This is a genomic window from Paenibacillus sp. JCM 9796, from assembly GCF_055379675.1.
This window is the reverse complement of record NZ_AP043723.1, coordinates 3,697,263-3,715,026: the sequence shown is the minus strand read 5'-3', so window position 1 is coordinate 3,715,026 and position 17,764 is coordinate 3,697,263. Positions and strand designations below refer to the sequence as shown.

Here is a 17,764-nt window from a genome sequence, read left to right as displayed (position 1 = left end):
TTCTCAGCTCCTTTGAAAGGTTAACGCAGCATGAGCCTCAAAAGTTTCAAAGCCGCCTCCCGGTTTCCTCTGATCGTGTACTTCCCTGCCGATAACTGCCCTTTAGTTGAGAAAGAAGGAACGGGAACCGAAGCACCGTTCTGGTGCTCTCGATTCCCGTTCGTGAACAAAATGAGTTGTTTTCCCATCAACCTCTGTCCCCTGTTGAATTTTGGATAAACCATTGAATAAAGCACATAATATGTGCGTGTATCAATGAAAGGAGATCCTCATGAGAAAAATTGTACCGTGTTTCTTTGTGTTTTCGTTATTTGTCAATGTTGATCTTTATGGTTTTCATCCAAATGTTGCAGCAGCGCAAACCGTACCACTTCCATCACCGGGAATGAAAGTGACTCAAACCAATACCGCTTTGGTGCTCACAGATCCGCAAAATGACTTTTTAAGCCCAAAAGGTGTAGCCTGGAATTTAGTAAAAGACAGCGTTGCTGAAAATCATACGATTGAGAACATTGAATTATTATTAAAAACAGCAAAGGAAAACAAGTTTAAAGTGTTTGTGTCCCCTCATTACTATTATCCCTATGACCAAAAATGGATGTTTGGGGGAGCTATGGAACATTTGATGCACGGTATCCACATGTATCAACGAAAAGGCCCATTATCGATTGAAGGCTTTAAAGGTTCTGGTGCCGACTTTCTGGATAAATATAAGCCCTATATTGAAGATGGCCAAACCGTCATCACAAGTCCGCATAAAATTTTCGGACCTGAAGCCAATGACTTGGTTTTGCAGCTGCGAAAACAGGGAATTACCCGCGTCATTCTTGCAGGTATGTCAGGGAATCTGTGCATTGAATCTCATATGCGCGAACTCATCGAACAGGGATTTGAAGTGGCAGTGGTTCACGATGCCACAGCTTCCGCAAAAATAAACGACTTGGATGGGGATAAGGCCGCAAAAATAAATTTTCGTATGATTGCCAGTGCTTCATGGTCTACAAATGAGACTATAGATAAAATGAAAAATTCATAGGGACTGCCCCGTTTGCGCTCGCCTTGCTGTTTTCTTCCAAAGTGCAACTGCTTATGCGTTTGTTTTTTCGTATTATTAGGCCAGCCAGAGTTTAAGGACAGCCCCTTCTTATTTACGTCTACATATGGACAATCGGTTATCCAGTCACACGACTCACAATTTTTAGAACCGCATCTCTCGTTAATTTGTTTCCTCCGACAGCGATGAGGTTTACCGTAGCATGAGCTAGCGCTAATGGTATCTTGCAAAATTTCAACGCCGGACCTTCCTTCAGATCTGCGATATAAGAGTCGGCAAGTTGTAAATTGCGACGTGTGTATTGCTGCATCTCCTTGAATCCCCAGCCGTCAGGAAAGAAGTCAACGCCACGTTTAAGATCTTCCTCTCGATTTCGGAGGATATTGACCGCCTGCAGTCCTCTTCCGAAGGCAACCGCCTTCGTTAGATCGGATTGCGTCCCGTCATGCCACAACCATAGTTCAGATAACATTTCTCCAACCATACCAGCTACACTATAGGTATAGCGGTCCAAATCCTCTTCCGTATGAATGCTCCACCCGTTCTGAACCCATTCGGCCATTTGTAACGACATCTTTGCGATGTAACGATATACGATTGGGGCTCCGGAGGTCGGACATAGCATCACCCACTCATCGAGTTGCCTGGTAACTGCCGGTAATACGGCCCCATACGGCGATAGTATTTTTTGTGTTGCTTTGATAATATGCGGGGATTGGAATGCCTCGTGTATCCCGAGTAATAGTTCCACTTTCAATGGGTCTGCGAGTTCATCATGATCCTCGATTTCATCTATAGCCCGCATACACAGATAGGCAGATGTTACAGCCTCCCTTAATCCTAAATCCAATTGACTTATCGGAATATAAAAAGTACGGCTCGTTTTCTTCAACATGGTCATTGCATCATTCCGGACGACGTTATTAATGAGTATTCCCTCCAAGTATAAGCTTAGCTTTTAATTTTTTCATCGTTTAATTTCATGATAACATACATTGATATTGACAATCCAAATCCGATAACCATTACTCTACTAAGCTGCACCGTTAGCGGAGAAGGCTGCCGATCCATTGCTGTCGGCAGCCTTCTCCAGAGCTTTATTGAGCTCTCGTATCTGTTCGTTCAGCTTTTAGAGGCTATACTATTTATTTTACTAAACTGAGGTAATGGAAGTCGATTATTATTTTTGCGGCAACGAAGCCTATTAGCCTGTACAAGCGAAAGGAGGAAGAGCATGGATAATGGAACTAGTCATACAGAAACAAAATTGGAGTCCACAGTTATAACAGCAGCTTAGAACGCAAACTAGTCCTGAAACCTGTCGAGCACGTATTGACGAATAGTAGTTAATAATAATGTAAGAAAGCGCATGTCGTTAAGGGTAAACCCCTGTGAGAGCATGCGCTTTCTATCTATTCGTCAGTGGCTATCTTCCGGTTATTCTTCTCTTCTTCTTCGACTACGTATTTCATCCCCCCATTTCGGGCATGATCCAAGACTATATTGACTTCCTTGGATTGTCCGGTTTTGGGATCGAATGAAGTTTGTATCACAGCGCCGCGACACAAACATGGGTGTATATTTAAATTGCCGGCAGCTTCAGCCGCCGGCATTTATTGTGCTAACGTTTTCCGCAATAATCGTCAGCAAATCTTTATCGAGATCAGAATCTACAAAGTGTACGAATGATATCGTAGAGATCAAGTCTTTACCATTGAATTTCCGTAGGCCATCCATTCTTTTTCGTTATTAACATGACAGCCTGCTATTCAGCACAGAAGGCTTAACGTGTCTCCATGTGCAAATGAGGACATCGCTTCTTTAACTCCGTCAAAAAAGCTTCTTCATCTAGGGGTGATATATGGATATAATCATAGCTGCCATAATTAATTTCAATTCTGCGGCTAGAGGTAGCCGCACTTGCCATCCACGATCGAATCGGCTTTACTTTGGCGATACTCTCGAAAGGAATAGATTGGGTTACCGGTCCAGTCCGAATAAACAAGTCACTTTCATTTAGCACGTAGTATGTCGCAGTCCATAGCCAGGCTAAAAAGCCAGCCATTGAATAGCAGAGAAGAAAGATTAAAGTTCCACCAATGATTCCCGCTCCTTCTTTGAAAAAAGGAGATAGACCACTGATAAGCAGCACAAGGATACTCGACCAAATCACGATTGATAGCCAGAGATCTCTCCTAGGAGAAAACTTCATAGAAACACTCTCCTTTCGATGATAGGTCATTAATAAAAAATGGGTACTCTGTTAGCGTTTATCATTTTCTTGGCAACTTATTGTATCCTCTGTCCCCGTAGGGCTGCAATTTCTCCAGCCACGGCTTTTCCATTTGCTTAAGTTCCCAGCGCATGTCGATAACTTCGTCGGCTTCCTTTTTCTCCAACTCCTCGTAGGTGAAAGCTTCTGCCCCTAGTTCCTTCCAATCTTTTTGTAACTGGGAGTTTGCGAACCTCCCCATTTCCAATTGACCTTTAATGGTCACCCATTTGTTTTTTAGGTTGGGATAGCTATCTACATAAATTTTGCCGTTGACCTTATTTGTTATTTGTATTACACCCATGTAGGTCTTAAGCTGCTTGTGTATACTTCCAGAAGTTCCTTACGCTTATTCTTATCCATGTAATTCTCTCCTTAATATCCCATATCCTTTAACATTCTTGATAATGTGCGCAGCCTTTCCCCGATCAACTCATCCTCATCACTCAGTGCTTGACTGAACAGTTTGATATCTTCGTGAATTTTATCATTCTCTGTACATACTGCTACAGTCATGGCATCCCCCTGCAGACCAACCCGGTCTATGACAGGATTTTGTGGATCATATAAATGCTCGTACCTGTAGGCTTCGCGGAAATACGCCAAGGATCGGCAAATCAGAATAGACAAATCAAGAACGCGATGGAGTGGGAGTTCCTCGGATTGCCGCGACCATTTTTCCCCCGTGTATCTCCATACTTTCGCAGAAATATCGACCTTTCCCCTATCGTTCCACTGAGCTAATCCCAAGGAAAGACCTTTCGCATCCGTATTCCCGGCGAATCGGCCGTCAACCTGATCATAGTTTTCAGAAACGACAACAGGTTTATGTTTTAATGTAGTAGGTATTTTCATTTTGTTTCCTTCTTTCCGTTTACTAAATTAGTAATTTACTAAATTAGTAATTTACTAAATTACTAACATTTGCTCAACACCAGGAATTTGGACGAGAAGTTTGTCCATCTTTGAGTCGAGGTCTTCTAACCTCTGTTGAAATAGTTCGTACTTATCTAATAATGTGCTGAGCTCTAATAGCCCTCTCGGTATTGGACTATCGTTAACCGTTAACTCAATGACTTGTGCTACGGTTCACCGTATGAGTCCATTGGGGGATTGTTCAAGAAGTTCTTGCTTGAGAAATTGGTAAAGCTTTGAGCTTGCCCGTTTCAACGGATATTCCGATGGCTTGGAAAGAATGCCGAAAGTCATGTATATAAGACTGCCGCTCATAGCCCGTATCGTAGTTCCTGTAGGAACCGGTTTCAAAACAATCTCTGGCACAAGGGCAATACCTAGTCCGCTTTCGACATAATATTTCAAAGCTGTCATACTGCCAATCTCCATCGTGTCTATTGGAACGTTCCCTGATTCCTGCAGTACCATCTCAAGTTTTCTGCGGTACGGACAGGTTTCTGACGTGATGAGCAGACGATGTCCCCGAATATCATCCGGCGTAATAACCGCTTTTTGGGCAAGTGGATGGTTCTCCGGCATCAAGACCACAAACTCTTCCTTAAATAAGGGTTCAAAATAGAGATCGGAACCCAGATCCGGTGCCGAACAAAGAGCCAAATCAACATCCCCTTTGAGAAGCCGCTCGCTCAATGTTGGCGTGTTTGCAAAGTCCAGAGAGATACGAATTTTCGGAAATTGTGATAAAAATCTCTCTAAGATACCAGGTAATCGATAACTGGCAGTTGGCTCCGTCACCCCTAAACGGATATTCCCCCTTTCGCCTAATTGTAAATCCGACAAGTTCGTTTGTAATTGTTCCATATTCTTTACAATTTGCAAACTCTGGTCGTAGAACAGTCTTCCGGCTTCTGTTAACCGGATCTTTTTTCCGCGTTCGATAAGCTGAACGCCCAATTCGGATTCAAGCTTTTGGATTTGCATCGTGACGGTAGATTGTACATAATTCATTGCATCAGCTGCACGGATAAAACTACCGTACTTCACAATCATTTGAAAGGTTTTTAATGTTTTAAGATCCATCGTAGTTCTCCTAGCTCCGAGTTCATTTTTTTTGAACCTATCGATCAATTTATTCAATTATACAAATTCGAAATGGCAATATACAATCATTTACATCAGAGTGTAGCAAAAGGAGATGACTACATATGAATTTAAAAAACAAAGTGGCTCTTGTTACCGGCGGTGGTACAGGGATTGGCCGCGCTACTTGTCTCGCGCTTGCTGAGCGGGGGGCAACCGTCGCCGTGAACTATTCGCGCTCTAAAGCCGATGCGGAAGAAACAGCACAAATCATCAATATAAAAGGTGGGTGCGCAATAGCCATACAAGCCGACGTTTCTCAAGACAAGGAAGTAAGGGAAATGGTTGATAAATTGGTGCAGCAATTTGGGAGAATTGATTTGCTTGTGAATAATGCCAGCATTACACGGCATATCCCGTTTGATGATCTGGAAGCGGCAACGGAAGAAGTATGGGACGAGCTTTATGATGTTAATGTCAAAGGAATGTATCACTGCGCGCGAGCTGCAGCCCCTTTCATGAAAATGAATAAACAAGGAGCGATAGTCAATCTCGGCAGTATAGCCGGACAAACAGGATTAGGATCCTCTCTTCCATACGCCGTATCCAAAGCGGCAGTTCACGGTCTTACGAAATCGTTAGCACGCGCCTTAGCTCCGGATATTAGAGTCAACTGTGTTGTTCCAGGAGCCGTCGCGACAAGATGGTGGGCTGGAAGGGAGGAACAAATGAAGAGGCTGGCTCCTAATCTTCTGCTGCAGCGAGTTTCAACACCTGAAGATATCGCTAAATTTATCTGCGCAGCCTTGGAACAAGAAGCAATGACAGGTCAAATCATTACAGTGGACAGTGGACAAACGTTATAGGGAATATTCCTATAAGTGTATATTCAAATGGAAAGGAGATACGTTATATGGGCGTGAACATGACAACATTGAGTGCACTTGCCGAGCCCAACCGATTACACATCGTCGAGCTTTTGCGTGACGGTCCCCTCACTGTAGGAGAAATAGCCGAACGACTCGGGCTCCGTCAGCCGCAGGTATCTAAACATCTACGTGTACTTGGTGATTCCGGGCTCGTTGAGGTGCATCCAAGCGCGAATCGCCGCATCTATAAACTGCAGCCACAGCCCTTCTTAGAACTGGATGAGTGGATTGATTCCTTTCGAACCCTATGGGAGGATAGATTCGACCGCTTGGACGATTATTTACGTGAATTGCAAGGAAAGTAATAACGGGGATACGGCTTTGTAGCGCAGCTGGGAGCAATTGTGCAACTGCATAATTCATTATTTAGGAGGAAAATGAATTGACGACAAATAAAATGATATCGAAAGTAGAAGATCATGTTCTGGTACTGGAGCGCGTATTCGATGCGCCGCGTGAGCTCGTGTTTAAGGCTTTTTCGGGCTCTTCGACGCTAGCAGTAATATGAAGCATTGAGAGTCATACCAATTTCCAGTAAATCTTTGAAAATCGGACAAGGGAATTAGTTCAGGTTGCTTCGCTCCCCGTTCACCTCCTGCTGACGTATAGGTATGCCGGAAGTGGACAGACTGGTAGCTGGACAAGGGAATTGGTTCAGTTGCGAGCGATGCGTGGCTCCAGACTGCTGCCGATTCTTTTTTAACGTTTTAGGGAAAAATCCAGTTTACCAGCAAGCAGGTACACCATGGCGATCATGTTCTCATATGAACGATAGCCGCGGGCTTTACGCTTTGCCGCTTGAAAAAGGCTGTTGATGCCTTCGAGCAATCCGTTGTTTAGCTTTGAGGAGAACCAGCGAACGATACCGTCAAAGTGACTTTGCAGCATCTTTGCGACCTCTACCATCGGTTCCAGACGGCAGCGTAACCCCCATCTGATCCAGTCCTTCATCACGTCAGGAGCAATGGAGGCGGGGTAACGAAACACTTCCTGCAAAATCAGACGCATCCGGTACGCCTTAGCTGTATCCAGTTCGCAATCTTTGAGTTTGTCCAACGTTTCTTTCTGGGCTTTCGTCAAATTGGTTTCGTTTTTCAACCAGATGTATCGCGTGTTTTTTAATTCTTCTGTCCGTTTGCTTTCTGTACGTCTCACTTCATCTACGGCTTCATTCGCCGCTTTAATGACATGAAATCTATCGAAGGTAATGGAAGCTTTCGGAAAGTTCTCTGTGGCTCCCTTTATGAACGCGGGGGACATATCCATGCACACTTCGGTGACTTTCTCGGCATCGCCTCCGTGGGCTTCCAAGTGTTTTTTGCATTCCCCCCATGTTGCAGCGTCCTTGCCTTTGGTGACGTGAATGACATTACGGCCTTCAGGATCCATAAAGATGGTGATATAGTCTTGACCTCGTTTCGCTGAGGTTTCATCGGTGCTGATTTTCGTGACGTGAGACAAATCCTGGACGGCAATTGCGTTATCCACGTAATGGTACAGAATCCGCCAAAGACGCTTATCGGTTTCCTTCACGATGCGACTAACCGCATTCATCGGCATGTCCTTGGCCATTGCGATAATCCATGCATCAAACAGTGTGGTAAATCCCGCACGGGGTTTGATCGCCCATGGCACGTTTACTCTTAGAATGCTATTGCATTTGCCGCAAATCGTTCGCGGGTGCTCTGCATGAAAGTAAATCGGATATTCAGCGAAATTCAAATGACGCCAGACCTGATCATAATCCGCAATATCCTTTATGGGTTGGGCTTCTGTGTTACACCCTGCACATATAAACAAAGCTCCCTCGCGAAACTTCAAGTACACATCTAATTGCTTCAGCTTTTCGTCAAATTGACAACGATCGATATACCACGGCTCAGGGATATGAAATATGGCCTCCAGGTCCTTTATTTCTATGAACATTTGAAAACACTCCGTTTCTACTGGGTCTATTATTTTCCAGTATTCACGGGTAGTATTATTTTAATCGTCGAAGAAGCCTTTTTCGGAAGCTGAACACTTAAAACGCTGGTTTGGACCGAAAGGCTGGCCGCTTACGGTTTGCAACATCGACTTCCGTCCGGGCGGGGTATGGCATTTCTGTATGAAGTGCACAGACGAGAGCCAGGAATATTACGGCCAGGAATCTTGGGGCAAAGCAGTCTACCACGAAATTGTAGAGCCAGAGCGGATTGTCTACGTCGACTCGTTCTCCGATGCGGAAGGCAATATAGTTGAGGGAATGCCGGAGACGCTGGTCACGATGACCTTCGTCGAACATGAAGGCAAGACGAAACTGATCAGCCACGCTCAATACGCATCGGCCGACGCACTCAAGACCGTAATGGATATGGGAATGCTCGAAGGTATAGCCTCGACTTGGGACAATCTGGAGGAATTTCTGGAAGAAATTAAGTAAGGTGCGGTGTGATGACCGAATACATCAGCACGGCCGCTTGGCTTTGAAGCCGGCGGCCGTTTGTGTCATCAAGCCATACCCTTTATATATGGTCCCTCCGGTTTTCATTTTGAATCCAAAAAAAAGAAATGAAATAGACGCATGCGATCGCTATTGGCGTTGTAAAATATGAATTTTCAACAAATATGGCACCAAATATAACCGAAACGATGACGGTAGCTACTGCCATGAATAAGTAGGCTTTACTACGATAAATCAAGAAATACGGCAGGAAATGAGCACCGCCCAACACACCGATAAAGAATGGCAAATATTCGGGGTTATGCACGTATGCAAATATCCAGACAGGCAAGAATAATCCTTGAATCCCGCCAACCAGTCCACCCAACACTCCAAGAGGACTTTTACACATGACATCAAAACCAAGCATTTTACCAAGCAATACGCCTAATGGAAATATACTCCCCATGCCAAACAACCAAACCATTTTTAAAATGTCTTCTTCTAAAAATTGAGCTAGAATAGTCACCACAATCATGAATAGTGCTCCGGCAAGCGGAAAGGAATATCCTCTTTTGGCCGTCCTGATCAGATCATTTCTCATTTCTTCAAAAGTCATGTCTTCATACTTCATGCAAATCATCCATTCCCATAAAATGTTTTTACCCAACCCTGTATTAATGACGTAATCTTGAGACTATTGTTGCATAGCGTGTTATTGTTTATTAACATGAATCTGCCCGGCAGCACAGCAAGGCTGCCGATCGAGAAACCGGCAGCCCGCGTCATCACTATATTATACTCTCGTTTCCTATTAACGCCAATTTTTGACCACTTCCCGCTTTTAGCTCCCCTTAATTTCAAGCAGCTCATATTGCAGGATACCCATCGGAGCGTTCACGTTAATGATGTCACCTACTTTTTTGCCCAAGAGCTCTTTCCCGAGCGGACTTTCGTATGAGATTTTGTTATCCGCCACATTGGCTTCGGCCGGACCAACAATACGGTATTCAATCTTCTCAGCGAATTCGATATCATTTAGGATCACTACAGAACCTATGCTTACGTGGTTCAAGCTCATGCTGGCCTCATCCACTACCTTGGCTTTTTTTAACATGCGCTCAAGCGTCAGGATCCTTGTTTCCATAAATGCCTGATCATCCTTAGCCGAATGATATTCGCTGTTTTCCTTGAGATCACCGTAACTAATCGCTACTTTCAGCCGCTCAGCTAATTCTTTACGCTTGACGGTTTTAAGCTCGCGGAGTTCCTCCTCTAATTTCGCCAAGCCCTCTCGCGTTAAAATCATTTCATCATTACCCACTGTTCCCACTCCCATCTGGCTATCGTCGTACCATTTTACCTTATCCCGTGACTAAATGGAACTTATCTTGCCTACAGGACGGGAGACATAGAGAAATTCCCGTATATCCAAAAAGCTATCGATGAATTTATCGATTCTCTTCAAAAAATACTAATATTTCCAATATCTACATACCGGGCGATGTATGCCCTGATAAGACGTTGAAAGGAATCGAGGCCATACATAGTAGGATTAAAAAAGGACAGGCCGAATGTAATCATTCGTCTGTCCTTTCACCGGTTGAACTTATCCATAAATGATTCCGACAAACACAACCAACACTGTGATCCAGGGTGATAAAGGGGTTAATAAGTAAATTACGCCGCTAATGTATAACGACCTGGTTAACAGCTTCATTCGACCGAATTTACCCCCATTTGTTCCCCCAGCAATGGAAAATAAGAGGAAAAGAGTTCCCGATTAGAGAGCACCTGCCCATACATTTTTGCAAAGAAACCATTAATAAAGTAATAGCTATGCCAATGAGCCATGAGCGAGACCATAAAAAACACCAAAAGCTTCTCACCGACTTCCTATCTATATAAATTTCCTTAATGAGCGCTAATTTACTTTGATTCCCAATTTAACTGTAGTACAATTTATAATTATAAGTATGATTGTGAGATATTTTAAATTTCGATAATTTTTATCTATTATATTCGGAGGTACTCATGGACGAGAAAGACTGGCTCATTATTAAAACCCTTTATGAGAAAAAAAGCATCTCCAAAGCAGCAGAGCTCCTTTACATCTCTCAACCGGCTTTAACGTACCGCATACAAAATATTGAAAAACAGTTCGGTGCCCAAATGGTTTCGCGAGGTAAAAAGGGGGTTGAGTTTACCCCGCAAGGAGAGAGCATGGTAGAATATGCTGAAAAGATGCTGCTTGAATTGCGAAAGACCAAGGAAATGGTCCAAAATATGAACGATCAAGTTCGAGGGACGCTGCGGCTCGGCGTTTCAAGTAACTTTGCCAGGTACCGTCTGCCGATTTTATTAAAACAATTTCTAGAGATTTATCCCGAAATTGAAATCCACGTCAAAACAGGCTGGAGTTCAGAGGTTGTAAATTTCTTATACAGAGATGAAGTGCATATTGGAATCGTGCGTGGTGAGAACAATTGGCATGAACAAATACATTTGTTGTATGAGGAGCCCCTCTGCATTGCTTCTACGAACCCAATCCATTTGCAAGATTTGCCCAATCTTCCGAGAATCAATTATAAAACCGATTCGCACTTAAAAGACTCCATTTACAAATGGTGGCAAGCTCATTATAATCAGCCTCCGCTTATCACTATGGAAGTAGATCGAATAGACACTTGTGTAGAACTTGTTAAGCATGGTATGGGTTATGCGATCATACCGGGCATCATTCTAAGTGATCACGACTCTTTACACACCATAAATTTACATTCGTCAGACAACAAGCCTATCCTTAGAAAAACCTGGATGATTAACCGCGACATTACATTGGAGCTTTCGGTAGTGAAAGCCTTTGTAGATTTTATAAAGAAAGAATCATGCCATGTTCTGGGTGATGCTTCGGAACATCCTGTAGAGTAATAAAGCGCCGGCGCCGGGTGTATCCTCTCAAATGCCGTTATCATTAAAGGTAATGATATTCTTCAGCGACTCGTCCGCGAAGCGCTGAAGAACGTCCCACGTTACATAACCGATATGAGGGGTCAGCACAACATTCGGGCAGTCCGCAAACGGATTAGACTTCAGCGGTTCTTCTTCAAACGTATCGATTCCCGCACCTCGAAGATGTCCTGACTTTAATAAGCCAACAAGCGCTTCGGTATCGACAAGGGCACCTCTTGAAGTATTGATAACTATACTTCCCTGCTTTAGTTGGCGAAGTCTCTCCCTATTCAACAAACCTTTTAAAGCAGGAACGAGACGGAGATGGACGGAAACCACATCCGAAGTTCCAAGGAGCTCATCGAGCTCTAACACCTGAACTCCATAGGAATTTTCATCCCCCTTGATCCCCGTCGGGCGCCAAGCTGTCACTTCCATACCGAGGGCGGAGGCAATTTTCGCCACCTCTTTGGCAATTTTGCCGAAGCCCAGCAGACCAAGCCGCTTTCCTTTTAATTCAAACCCCGGCGTTTGGATCCAGTTTCCTTCTTTTAAATGAGCCTGATGAACCGGGAATTGTCGTGAACAGGCGATCATCATACCGATTGTCAGTTCCGCAACAGACGAAATGGACAGGCCCGGCGAGGTGAATACTTGAATCCCTCTTTGGTTCACTGCATCCAGGTCAATATGAGACACTCCGGTACCGGCCTGCGAGATGGCCTTCAGCCGTGGCAGTTGCTTCAAGACATGGTCAGGAAGGGGAACCCTCTCTCGAACGAGAACAACGACATCGGCCTCCCGCATCAATTCCACGGCTTCGGCTTCTGTAACCGGATCGTGTGAGAACGTGATTTCAAACCCCCGCTCCCTACATGGGTTCGCATAAGGCGAAGTAGGGAAGACCTTTTCATAATCGCCTAAAACGGCCAATTTTTTTACAGCGTCCTGAGCACTCACTAGTTTTCATCCCCTTTTAACCTCTATAGTTCTCGAATCGCTTCAAACTGTTCGTGATAGGTCGACGGATCAATCTTAGCTTCTATGATGGAAGGCATGCCGTTAGTGGAGGCAAGTGCCTGACGGATAGCCAATCTGAGCTCGTCTTCCGTCTCGGCGCTCCACCCGTTAGCTCCTAAACTTTCGGCAAATTTGACGTAATCCGGTGCCACAAACTCGGTACCAAACGGCTTGCTGTAGCCTTTCTTAACCTGCTTAACATCCATCAGGCTCAACCTGCGGTCGGAGAATATAATTGAAATCACAGGCCATTTGTTTTGCACAGCGGTGGCGATTTCCGGCAATCGCATCATGAATCCCCCATCACCGGTTAGAGAAGCGACCACCTTATTGGGATAAACATGCTGCAGAGCCATTGCAGCAGGCAGCCCAAAGCCCATAGTTGCCAATCCGTTTGAGATAAAAAAGGACTGCGGGTTCATCGACTCCCACAATTCAATAACCAGCAGCTTGCTGGCTCCAACGTCGGCGGTCATCAAAACATCCTTGGGCAGTTCCTCCTGCGAGATCATGATGACCTTGTCTGCGGTGAGAGCAGGACCCGATGTCTCTAAGGTCACTCTTACCAGATTACGATAGCTGGCTACTTCATCCAGCTTCCATTGATTACTGCAGTCCGTCATATATTCACGAATGGAATGTAAGGTATTTCCAATGTCCCCCACCGCTTCCACAACGGCACGGTACATTTCTTGATCATTTGAATCATTGCTTATGTAGACAACGGGCTGCGTGTACCGCCATTTCTTAGGCAGCAGTTCAACAGGGTCAAGACCAATTCCAACAATCAAATCACATTTATCCATGATGGAAGTCTCGAGTCTTCCGCCCATGAATACACCTAGCGACAGTTCATGATAATCACTTAAAGACCCTTTAGCCTTAGCTGTTTTAAATGTTGGAATGCCAAATTGTTCGATAAACGCTTTTAAATGTTCGTACTGTTCCCCATTACCTGTATTAATGCTTAGACCCACAATAGCAACGGGGAATTTAGCTTTTTTAATGAGAGCGGCCGCAGCTTTCAAGCTGGCCTCATCAGCCGTCAGCCGATAAGCATCACGGCAGAAGCTGCCGGTGTCTTCGTCGACATCCTTGTTAATGATGTCATTCGGAACGTCGAAGTGTACAGGCCCTCTCTTGGGAGTCATGGAGACAGTGTATCCTCTATTTAACATGCTGCTCCAATTGGAAACCGACAGGCTGCTGGCGAGCTTGGTTAGCGGTTTAAAAGCCTCAATGTGGGACACCTTTTGCCGCAGCGCGTAATCTACGCTATCGTGACCATATCTGTCACTCAATGAGATTAACGGCGCACGGTCCAATAAGGCGTACGCAATACCCGTTGACATAGATAAGGCTCCCGGCCCGAGGTCAGAAAGGCATACGCCTGGCTTACCGGTGACCTCGCCGTACACACTTGCCATAATGGCGGCTGTAGTTTCGTTCTGAGTCAGTACAAATTCCATATCAAGATCACCCATATAACATAGCAAATCGGAACTGCTTCCCCCTCCAGGAAGGCCGAACACCGTATTGATTCCTGAATTTCCTAATTTCCTGGTAATCGCTTCTCCTAATTTCAAACTCGTCACCTCTCCACTATTCTGAGCTCACATTTGTATCGAGAACGGATCCCGCGTATCGTCGGATAAATTCAACATGATATTCTTGATCTGCGTGTATTCCAACAGCGCATGCCAGCCTCTTTCTCTCCCATGGCCGCTCAATTTTACCCCTCCGAACGGAGCTTGAGCTGCCGATGTCCTATATGTATTCACCCAAACGGTTCCCGCCTGAATTTGTCTGGCTAACCGGTGAACCCGCTTCACATTGGACGTCCATATCCCGGATGCCAAGCCATACTTGCTGTCATTGGCAATCTGTACAGCTTCGTCTTGATCTGTGAATGGAATAACAGACAGAACGGGTCCAAAAATTTCTTCCTGCGCAATCGTACTTTTATTATCAACATCGATGAATATCGCGGGGGCAATAAAATAGCCGTTCTTCAGCTCATGATCGGTTACTGCATGGCCTCCATAAACTAATTTTGCTCCCTCGTCTTTCCCCTTGCTGATCATCCCGAGAATCCGATCATACTGAGGCTTATTCGCGGCCGGGCCCATTTCCGTTAACGGATCTATAGGATTGCCTAATCGAATCGTTTTTGCTTTGTCCACAATCTTTTGAATCACTTCATCGTAAACGGAGTGCTGTACAAGCAGACGCGATCCGGCAATGCAGGTTTGGCCGCTTGCGCCATAGATGCCCGCTACCGCTCCGATTACAGCCGCATGAATATCCGCATCGTCGAAAATGATATTAGGGGATTTCCCTCCGAGTTCAAGGGTTACCGGAATCAAATTCTGGCTTGCATTGCGGGAAATGAGCTTACCGGTTTCCGTCCCGCCGGTAAAGCTGATCTTGTTTACGCCCGGGTGCTGCGTTAAGTAATTTCCTACCCTGCCGTCCCCTGTGACGATATTCACCACACCATCCGGAAAACCGGCCTTTTGAATCAGCTTACCCAGCTCTAATGTAGTGGCGCTTGTGTGCTCAGAGGGCTTAATCACAACCGTGTTCCCTGCAGCCAGGGCCGGCGCAAGCTTGTTGGCCAATATGGCAATAGGCGAGTTCCACGAGGTGATAAGAACGACTACGCCGACGGCTTCCCTTAGGGTATAGTCGAACATCATCGGATTATCGAGCGGAATGACTTCGCCATATAATTTGTCGGCGTAACCTGCGAAGAAACGATAGTTTCTAGCGGCAAAATGCATCTGATTTGTTGTTTCGCGAATCACTTTGCCGTTATCGGTTGTCTCCAGTGCGGCCATTCGCTCCGCATCTTCGTCTAATAGATCAGCGAATTTCATTAACAATCGGGCTCTCTCTAAACCGTTTACATGTTTCCAGGACGTATCAAACGTTGTACGCGCCGCTTCGATCGCTTCGTTCACATCCTCTTCCGAAGCTTGTGGAATCTCCGACCAAACTTCTTGATTGAACGGATTGATCGACGGGAAACGTTCCTTGGTTGAGCTGTCCACCCAGCGTCCCTTGATTAGCATTTGGTAATGAGCTGCCATGTTCCTGTTCACCCGCCTCTATATTGAAATGTCTTCTTTTTTAACAGATCTCTTTTTCAAAAATTGAAAAAGCATGTTGCCTACAAGAAGGGCTATCAAGCCTACAAGGACGATGGAGTACCCTCTGGAGACAAAAATGCTGTAACTGCCATCAGATAACATCAATGAGCGCCTTAAGCTTTTCTCCAGCATCGGGCCAAGCACGAATGCCAATATGAACGCGGGGAAAGAATAATCCAGCTTTAAAATAAAGAAGCTGACCACACCGACGATGATCGTAACCCACACATCAAAAAGGGAGCCCCTCGCGGCAAAAGCACCGATCAAAGCTGCAAAAAGGATGATCGGAATCAAAATATAGTTTGGAATGGTTAACGTTCTAGCCCACAAGGACGTAGTCCATTTGCCCAAATAATACATCGCAATCGTCGCAACCAGAAATCCCCAGAAAATCCCGTAGATCAGATTGGGATCATTCTTAAACACCTGCGGGCCGGGTTGAATGCCGTGAATCATAAATGCGGATAAAATCACGGCTGTAGCGGCTGACCCAGGAATCCCCAACGTTAATAAGGGAATTAAGGCTCCGCCCACAACCGCATTGTTGGCTGCTTCAGGGGCGGCAATTCCATTCGGTTCCCCCTTCCCGAATTTTTCCGGATTTTTCGAAGATCTTTTAGCATCCGTGTAGGCAAGCCACGAAGCCGGACCCGCTCCTAATCCCGGGATAATCCCCGCCAGAGTTCCGATAATCGATCCCTTCCATACACTTTTATTGACCGATTTATACTCCTTCCATGTTAAATTCGTCTTCAAATTCTGGTTGTCTGTTACGTAGCGCTTATTCAGATCATCTGTCAACATCGACAATACTTCCGAAATGGCGAACATCCCCGTCAGCATGGCAATCATCGAGAGTCCTTCCATCAAATCCATGCTTCCCATTGTAAATCTTTGAGATCCCGTAAAGACATCCATGCCGATCATGCCGAGAAGCAGCCCCAGCAGTACGGATACAGCGCTTTTCATCGCATCCTTCGAGCTTAAACTGATAATGCATACGAGTCCTAAAACCCCGATTAAGAAAAATTCCGGGTCGGCAAACTTGATGGTCAGTTTGGTTAAAGGGATGGCCAGCACCATCAATATTAAGGTTCCGAATAATCCCCCGATGGTGGATGAGGTTAAAGAATAGCCTAACGCCTTGCCTGGAAATCCTTGTTTCGCCATGGCGTTGCCGTCAAGTGTTGTCGCGACAGCCGCGGCATTACCCGGTATGCCTAGTACAATAGACGAAATGGAACCCCCATATTCAGCGGATTGATAGAGGGATACCAGCATGAGAATAGAAGCCAACGGGTCCATATTGTAGGTAAGCGGTAATAGCAGAGCGATGCCAACCGTGGGTCCGAGTCCTGGTAGAACTCCGATAAATAACCCGAATATGGCGCCAAAAATAATGGCGAACATATTTCCCCAAGTAAACAGAAGGGAGAAATCAAAGGAAAAAAACTCCATATACGAACCTCCATACCCGGTTTTTAGAAGGTGATGCCCAATAGAAGTTCAAAAGTTCCATACACCAGCAGCACCATTAGCAGTGAAATACCCATGGCTTTACATACTTTTATAAAAGAAGGTTTGGCTTGATCGTACAAATATATGAGAATGGCAAGAAAAACAAACGATACGATGTAAAACAAGCCCATCCATTCCCAAACAGCTGTAAATAAGGCGGACAGTACTATCGTCCAAATGATATAGCGAAGATTAGGCAGCGGGATGTGTTGGTCATTTTTCTTCATTGTCGTAAAAAAGCTGAGGATACAGCACAGAATGAGAAGGACACTCACTATGCCGGGAAAGTAGGCCGGCCCGATTTGCCCGCTGGATGACTTGGGCAATGTTTGAGAGGAGATGAAAAAAAACGCTCCAATGCCGATGAAAAAAAGCAAAGATATATAAGTTGCTAATTTATAGCCCATCCCTACGCCTCCGTTGCCATGTAATGGTTGGGGAATCAGCCTG

18 protein-coding genes and 2 pseudogenes are annotated in these 17,764 nt (G+C 45.1%); 6 read left to right on the top strand and 14 right to left on the bottom strand.

What is annotated here, in order from left to right:
- Window positions 1-20: 20 nt before the first annotated feature.
- Window positions 21-188 carry a hypothetical protein gene (locus ACZ439_RS18030; RefSeq protein ID WP_155615385.1) on the bottom strand — a complete coding sequence of 56 codons (168 nt, stop codon included), beginning with the start codon at window positions 186-188 and terminating at the stop codon, window positions 21-23.
- Window positions 189-271: 83 nt separating this feature from the next.
- Between ACZ439_RS18030 and ACZ439_RS18025 the strand changes: the two genes are divergently transcribed.
- Window positions 272-1,036 carry a cysteine hydrolase family protein gene (locus ACZ439_RS18025; RefSeq protein WP_464620000.1) on the top strand — a complete coding sequence of 255 codons (765 nt, stop codon included), beginning with the start codon at window positions 272-274 and terminating at the stop codon, window positions 1,034-1,036.
- A 136-nt stretch (window positions 1,037-1,172) separates the two neighbouring features.
- Here the strand turns inward: ACZ439_RS18025 and ACZ439_RS18020 are convergent, their stop codons facing one another.
- The 5 genes from ACZ439_RS18020 to ACZ439_RS18000 form a co-directional block, all read right to left on the bottom strand.
- The gene (locus ACZ439_RS18020) at window positions 1,173-1,955 is read right to left on the bottom strand and encodes a squalene/phytoene synthase family protein (protein ID WP_464619999.1); all 783 of its coding nucleotides are present in this window, start codon (window positions 1,953-1,955) and stop codon (window positions 1,173-1,175) included.
- A gap of 882 nt (window positions 1,956-2,837) precedes the next feature.
- Window positions 2,838-3,266, bottom strand: coding sequence for a PH domain-containing protein (locus ACZ439_RS18015; RefSeq protein ID WP_181410187.1), 429 nt, complete (start codon window positions 3,264-3,266; stop codon window positions 2,838-2,840).
- 61 nt (window positions 3,267-3,327) lie between these two features.
- Window positions 3,328-3,630: a GIY-YIG nuclease family protein gene (locus ACZ439_RS18010; RefSeq protein WP_464619998.1), complete on the bottom strand. Its 303-nt coding sequence runs from the start codon at window positions 3,628-3,630 to the stop codon at window positions 3,328-3,330.
- Between the two features lie 71 nt (window positions 3,631-3,701).
- Window positions 3,702-4,181 (bottom strand): DUF6530 family protein, encoded by a 480-nt coding sequence (locus ACZ439_RS18005; RefSeq protein ID WP_054799272.1) that lies wholly within the window; start codon window positions 4,179-4,181, stop codon window positions 3,702-3,704.
- 234 nt (window positions 4,182-4,415) lie between these two features.
- Window positions 4,416-5,321, bottom strand: coding sequence for a LysR family transcriptional regulator (locus ACZ439_RS18000; RefSeq protein WP_464619997.1), 906 nt, complete (start codon window positions 5,319-5,321; stop codon window positions 4,416-4,418).
- 125 nt (window positions 5,322-5,446) lie between these two features.
- Between ACZ439_RS18000 and ACZ439_RS17995 the strand changes: the two genes are divergently transcribed.
- The 3 genes and pseudogenes from ACZ439_RS17995 to ACZ439_RS17985 all read left to right on the top strand — a co-directional run.
- Window positions 5,447-6,187, top strand: a complete 741-nt coding sequence (locus ACZ439_RS17995) for an SDR family NAD(P)-dependent oxidoreductase (RefSeq protein WP_127608159.1) — start codon at window positions 5,447-5,449, stop codon at window positions 6,185-6,187.
- A gap of 47 nt (window positions 6,188-6,234) precedes the next feature.
- Window positions 6,235-6,555, top strand: coding sequence for an ArsR/SmtB family transcription factor (locus tag ACZ439_RS17990; protein WP_054796181.1), 321 nt, complete (start codon window positions 6,235-6,237; stop codon window positions 6,553-6,555).
- A gap of 77 nt (window positions 6,556-6,632) precedes the next feature.
- Window positions 6,633-6,746: pseudogene (locus ACZ439_RS17985) on the top strand (SRPBCC domain-containing protein); the annotation flags it as partial.
- A gap of 203 nt (window positions 6,747-6,949) precedes the next feature.
- Here ACZ439_RS17985 and ACZ439_RS17980 read toward each other — a convergent pair.
- The gene (locus tag ACZ439_RS17980; protein ID WP_464619996.1) at window positions 6,950-8,176 is read right to left on the bottom strand and encodes an ISL3 family transposase; all 1,227 of its coding nucleotides are present in this window, start codon (window positions 8,174-8,176) and stop codon (window positions 6,950-6,952) included.
- A 73-nt stretch (window positions 8,177-8,249) separates the two neighbouring features.
- On the opposite strand from ACZ439_RS17980, the pseudogene ACZ439_RS17975 reads away from it, so the two are divergent.
- A pseudogene (locus tag ACZ439_RS17975) lies at window positions 8,250-8,672 on the top strand (SRPBCC domain-containing protein); the annotation flags it as partial.
- 82 nt (window positions 8,673-8,754) lie between these two features.
- Here the strand turns inward: ACZ439_RS17975 and ACZ439_RS17970 are convergent.
- Both ACZ439_RS17970 and greA read right to left on the bottom strand, forming a co-directional pair.
- On the bottom strand, window positions 8,755-9,306 hold the full coding sequence (locus ACZ439_RS17970) for a DUF7010 family protein (protein ID WP_127608161.1): 552 nt from the start codon (window positions 9,304-9,306) through the stop codon (window positions 8,755-8,757).
- A 210-nt stretch (window positions 9,307-9,516) separates the two neighbouring features.
- Entirely contained in the window at window positions 9,517-10,011 is a 495-nt protein-coding gene (gene greA / locus ACZ439_RS17965) for a transcription elongation factor GreA (protein ID WP_155615387.1), read from the bottom strand.
- A 695-nt stretch (window positions 10,012-10,706) separates the two neighbouring features.
- Here greA and ACZ439_RS17960 point away from each other — a divergent pair.
- Window positions 10,707-11,603: a LysR family transcriptional regulator gene (locus ACZ439_RS17960; RefSeq protein WP_464619995.1), complete on the top strand. Its 897-nt coding sequence runs from the start codon at window positions 10,707-10,709 to the stop codon at window positions 11,601-11,603.
- 27 nt (window positions 11,604-11,630) lie between these two features.
- Here the strand turns inward: ACZ439_RS17960 and ACZ439_RS17955 are convergent, their stop codons facing one another.
- From ACZ439_RS17955 to ACZ439_RS17935, 5 genes are read right to left on the bottom strand one after another with little or no spacing between them, the layout of a single operon-like run.
- Window positions 11,631-12,584 (bottom strand): 2-hydroxyacid dehydrogenase, encoded by a 954-nt coding sequence (locus tag ACZ439_RS17955; protein WP_464619994.1) that lies wholly within the window; start codon window positions 12,582-12,584, stop codon window positions 11,631-11,633.
- Window positions 12,585-12,607: 23 nt separating this feature from the next.
- Window positions 12,608-14,230 (bottom strand): thiamine pyrophosphate-binding protein, encoded by a 1,623-nt coding sequence (locus ACZ439_RS17950; protein WP_164751837.1) that lies wholly within the window; start codon window positions 14,228-14,230, stop codon window positions 12,608-12,610.
- A gap of 27 nt (window positions 14,231-14,257) precedes the next feature.
- Window positions 14,258-15,736, bottom strand: coding sequence for an aldehyde dehydrogenase (locus ACZ439_RS17945; protein WP_127608167.1), 1,479 nt, complete (start codon window positions 15,734-15,736; stop codon window positions 14,258-14,260).
- An 18-nt stretch (window positions 15,737-15,754) separates the two neighbouring features.
- Window positions 15,755-17,254: a tripartite tricarboxylate transporter permease gene (locus ACZ439_RS17940; RefSeq protein ID WP_141335794.1), complete on the bottom strand. Its 1,500-nt coding sequence runs from the start codon at window positions 17,252-17,254 to the stop codon at window positions 15,755-15,757.
- Window positions 17,255-17,277: 23 nt separating this feature from the next.
- Window positions 17,278-17,721, bottom strand: a complete 444-nt coding sequence (locus tag ACZ439_RS17935; protein WP_127608169.1) for a tripartite tricarboxylate transporter TctB family protein — start codon at window positions 17,719-17,721, stop codon at window positions 17,278-17,280.
- Window positions 17,722-17,764 lie beyond the last annotated feature (43 nt).

Coding starts and splice junctions, on each gene's coding strand:
- ACZ439_RS18030 (WP_155615385.1), bottom strand. CDS start 188: ATGGGAAAACAACTCATTTTGTTCACGAACGGGAATCGAGAGCACCAG.
- ACZ439_RS18025 (WP_464620000.1), top strand. CDS start 272: ATGAGAAAAATTGTACCGTGTTTCTTTGTGTTTTCGTTATTTGTCAAT.
- ACZ439_RS18020 (WP_464619999.1), bottom strand. CDS start 1,955: ATGACCATGTTGAAGAAAACGAGCCGTACTTTTTATATTCCGATAAGT.
- ACZ439_RS18015 (WP_181410187.1), bottom strand. CDS start 3,266: ATGAAGTTTTCTCCTAGGAGAGATCTCTGGCTATCAATCGTGATTTGG.
- ACZ439_RS18010 (WP_464619998.1), bottom strand. CDS start 3,630: ATGGGTGTAATACAAATAACAAATAAGGTCAACGGCAAAATTTATGTA.
- ACZ439_RS18005 (WP_054799272.1), bottom strand. CDS start 4,181: ATGAAAATACCTACTACATTAAAACATAAACCTGTTGTCGTTTCTGAA.
- ACZ439_RS18000 (WP_464619997.1), bottom strand. CDS start 5,321: ATGGATCTTAAAACATTAAAAACCTTTCAAATGATTGTGAAGTACGGT.
- ACZ439_RS17995 (WP_127608159.1), top strand. CDS start 5,447: ATGAATTTAAAAAACAAAGTGGCTCTTGTTACCGGCGGTGGTACAGGG.
- ACZ439_RS17990 (WP_054796181.1), top strand. CDS start 6,235: ATGGGCGTGAACATGACAACATTGAGTGCACTTGCCGAGCCCAACCGA.
- ACZ439_RS17980 (WP_464619996.1), bottom strand. CDS start 8,176: ATGTTCATAGAAATAAAGGACCTGGAGGCCATATTTCATATCCCTGAG.
- ACZ439_RS17970 (WP_127608161.1), bottom strand. CDS start 9,306: ATGAAGTATGAAGACATGACTTTTGAAGAAATGAGAAATGATCTGATC.
- greA (WP_155615387.1), bottom strand. CDS start 10,011: ATGGGAGTGGGAACAGTGGGTAATGATGAAATGATTTTAACGCGAGAG.
- ACZ439_RS17960 (WP_464619995.1), top strand. CDS start 10,707: ATGGACGAGAAAGACTGGCTCATTATTAAAACCCTTTATGAGAAAAAA.
- ACZ439_RS17945 (WP_127608167.1), bottom strand. CDS start 15,736: ATGGCAGCTCATTACCAAATGCTAATCAAGGGACGCTGGGTGGACAGC.
- ACZ439_RS17940 (WP_141335794.1), bottom strand. CDS start 17,254: ATGGAGTTTTTTTCCTTTGATTTCTCCCTTCTGTTTACTTGGGGAAAT.
- ACZ439_RS17935 (WP_127608169.1), bottom strand. CDS start 17,721: ATGGGCTATAAATTAGCAACTTATATATCTTTGCTTTTTTTCATCGGC.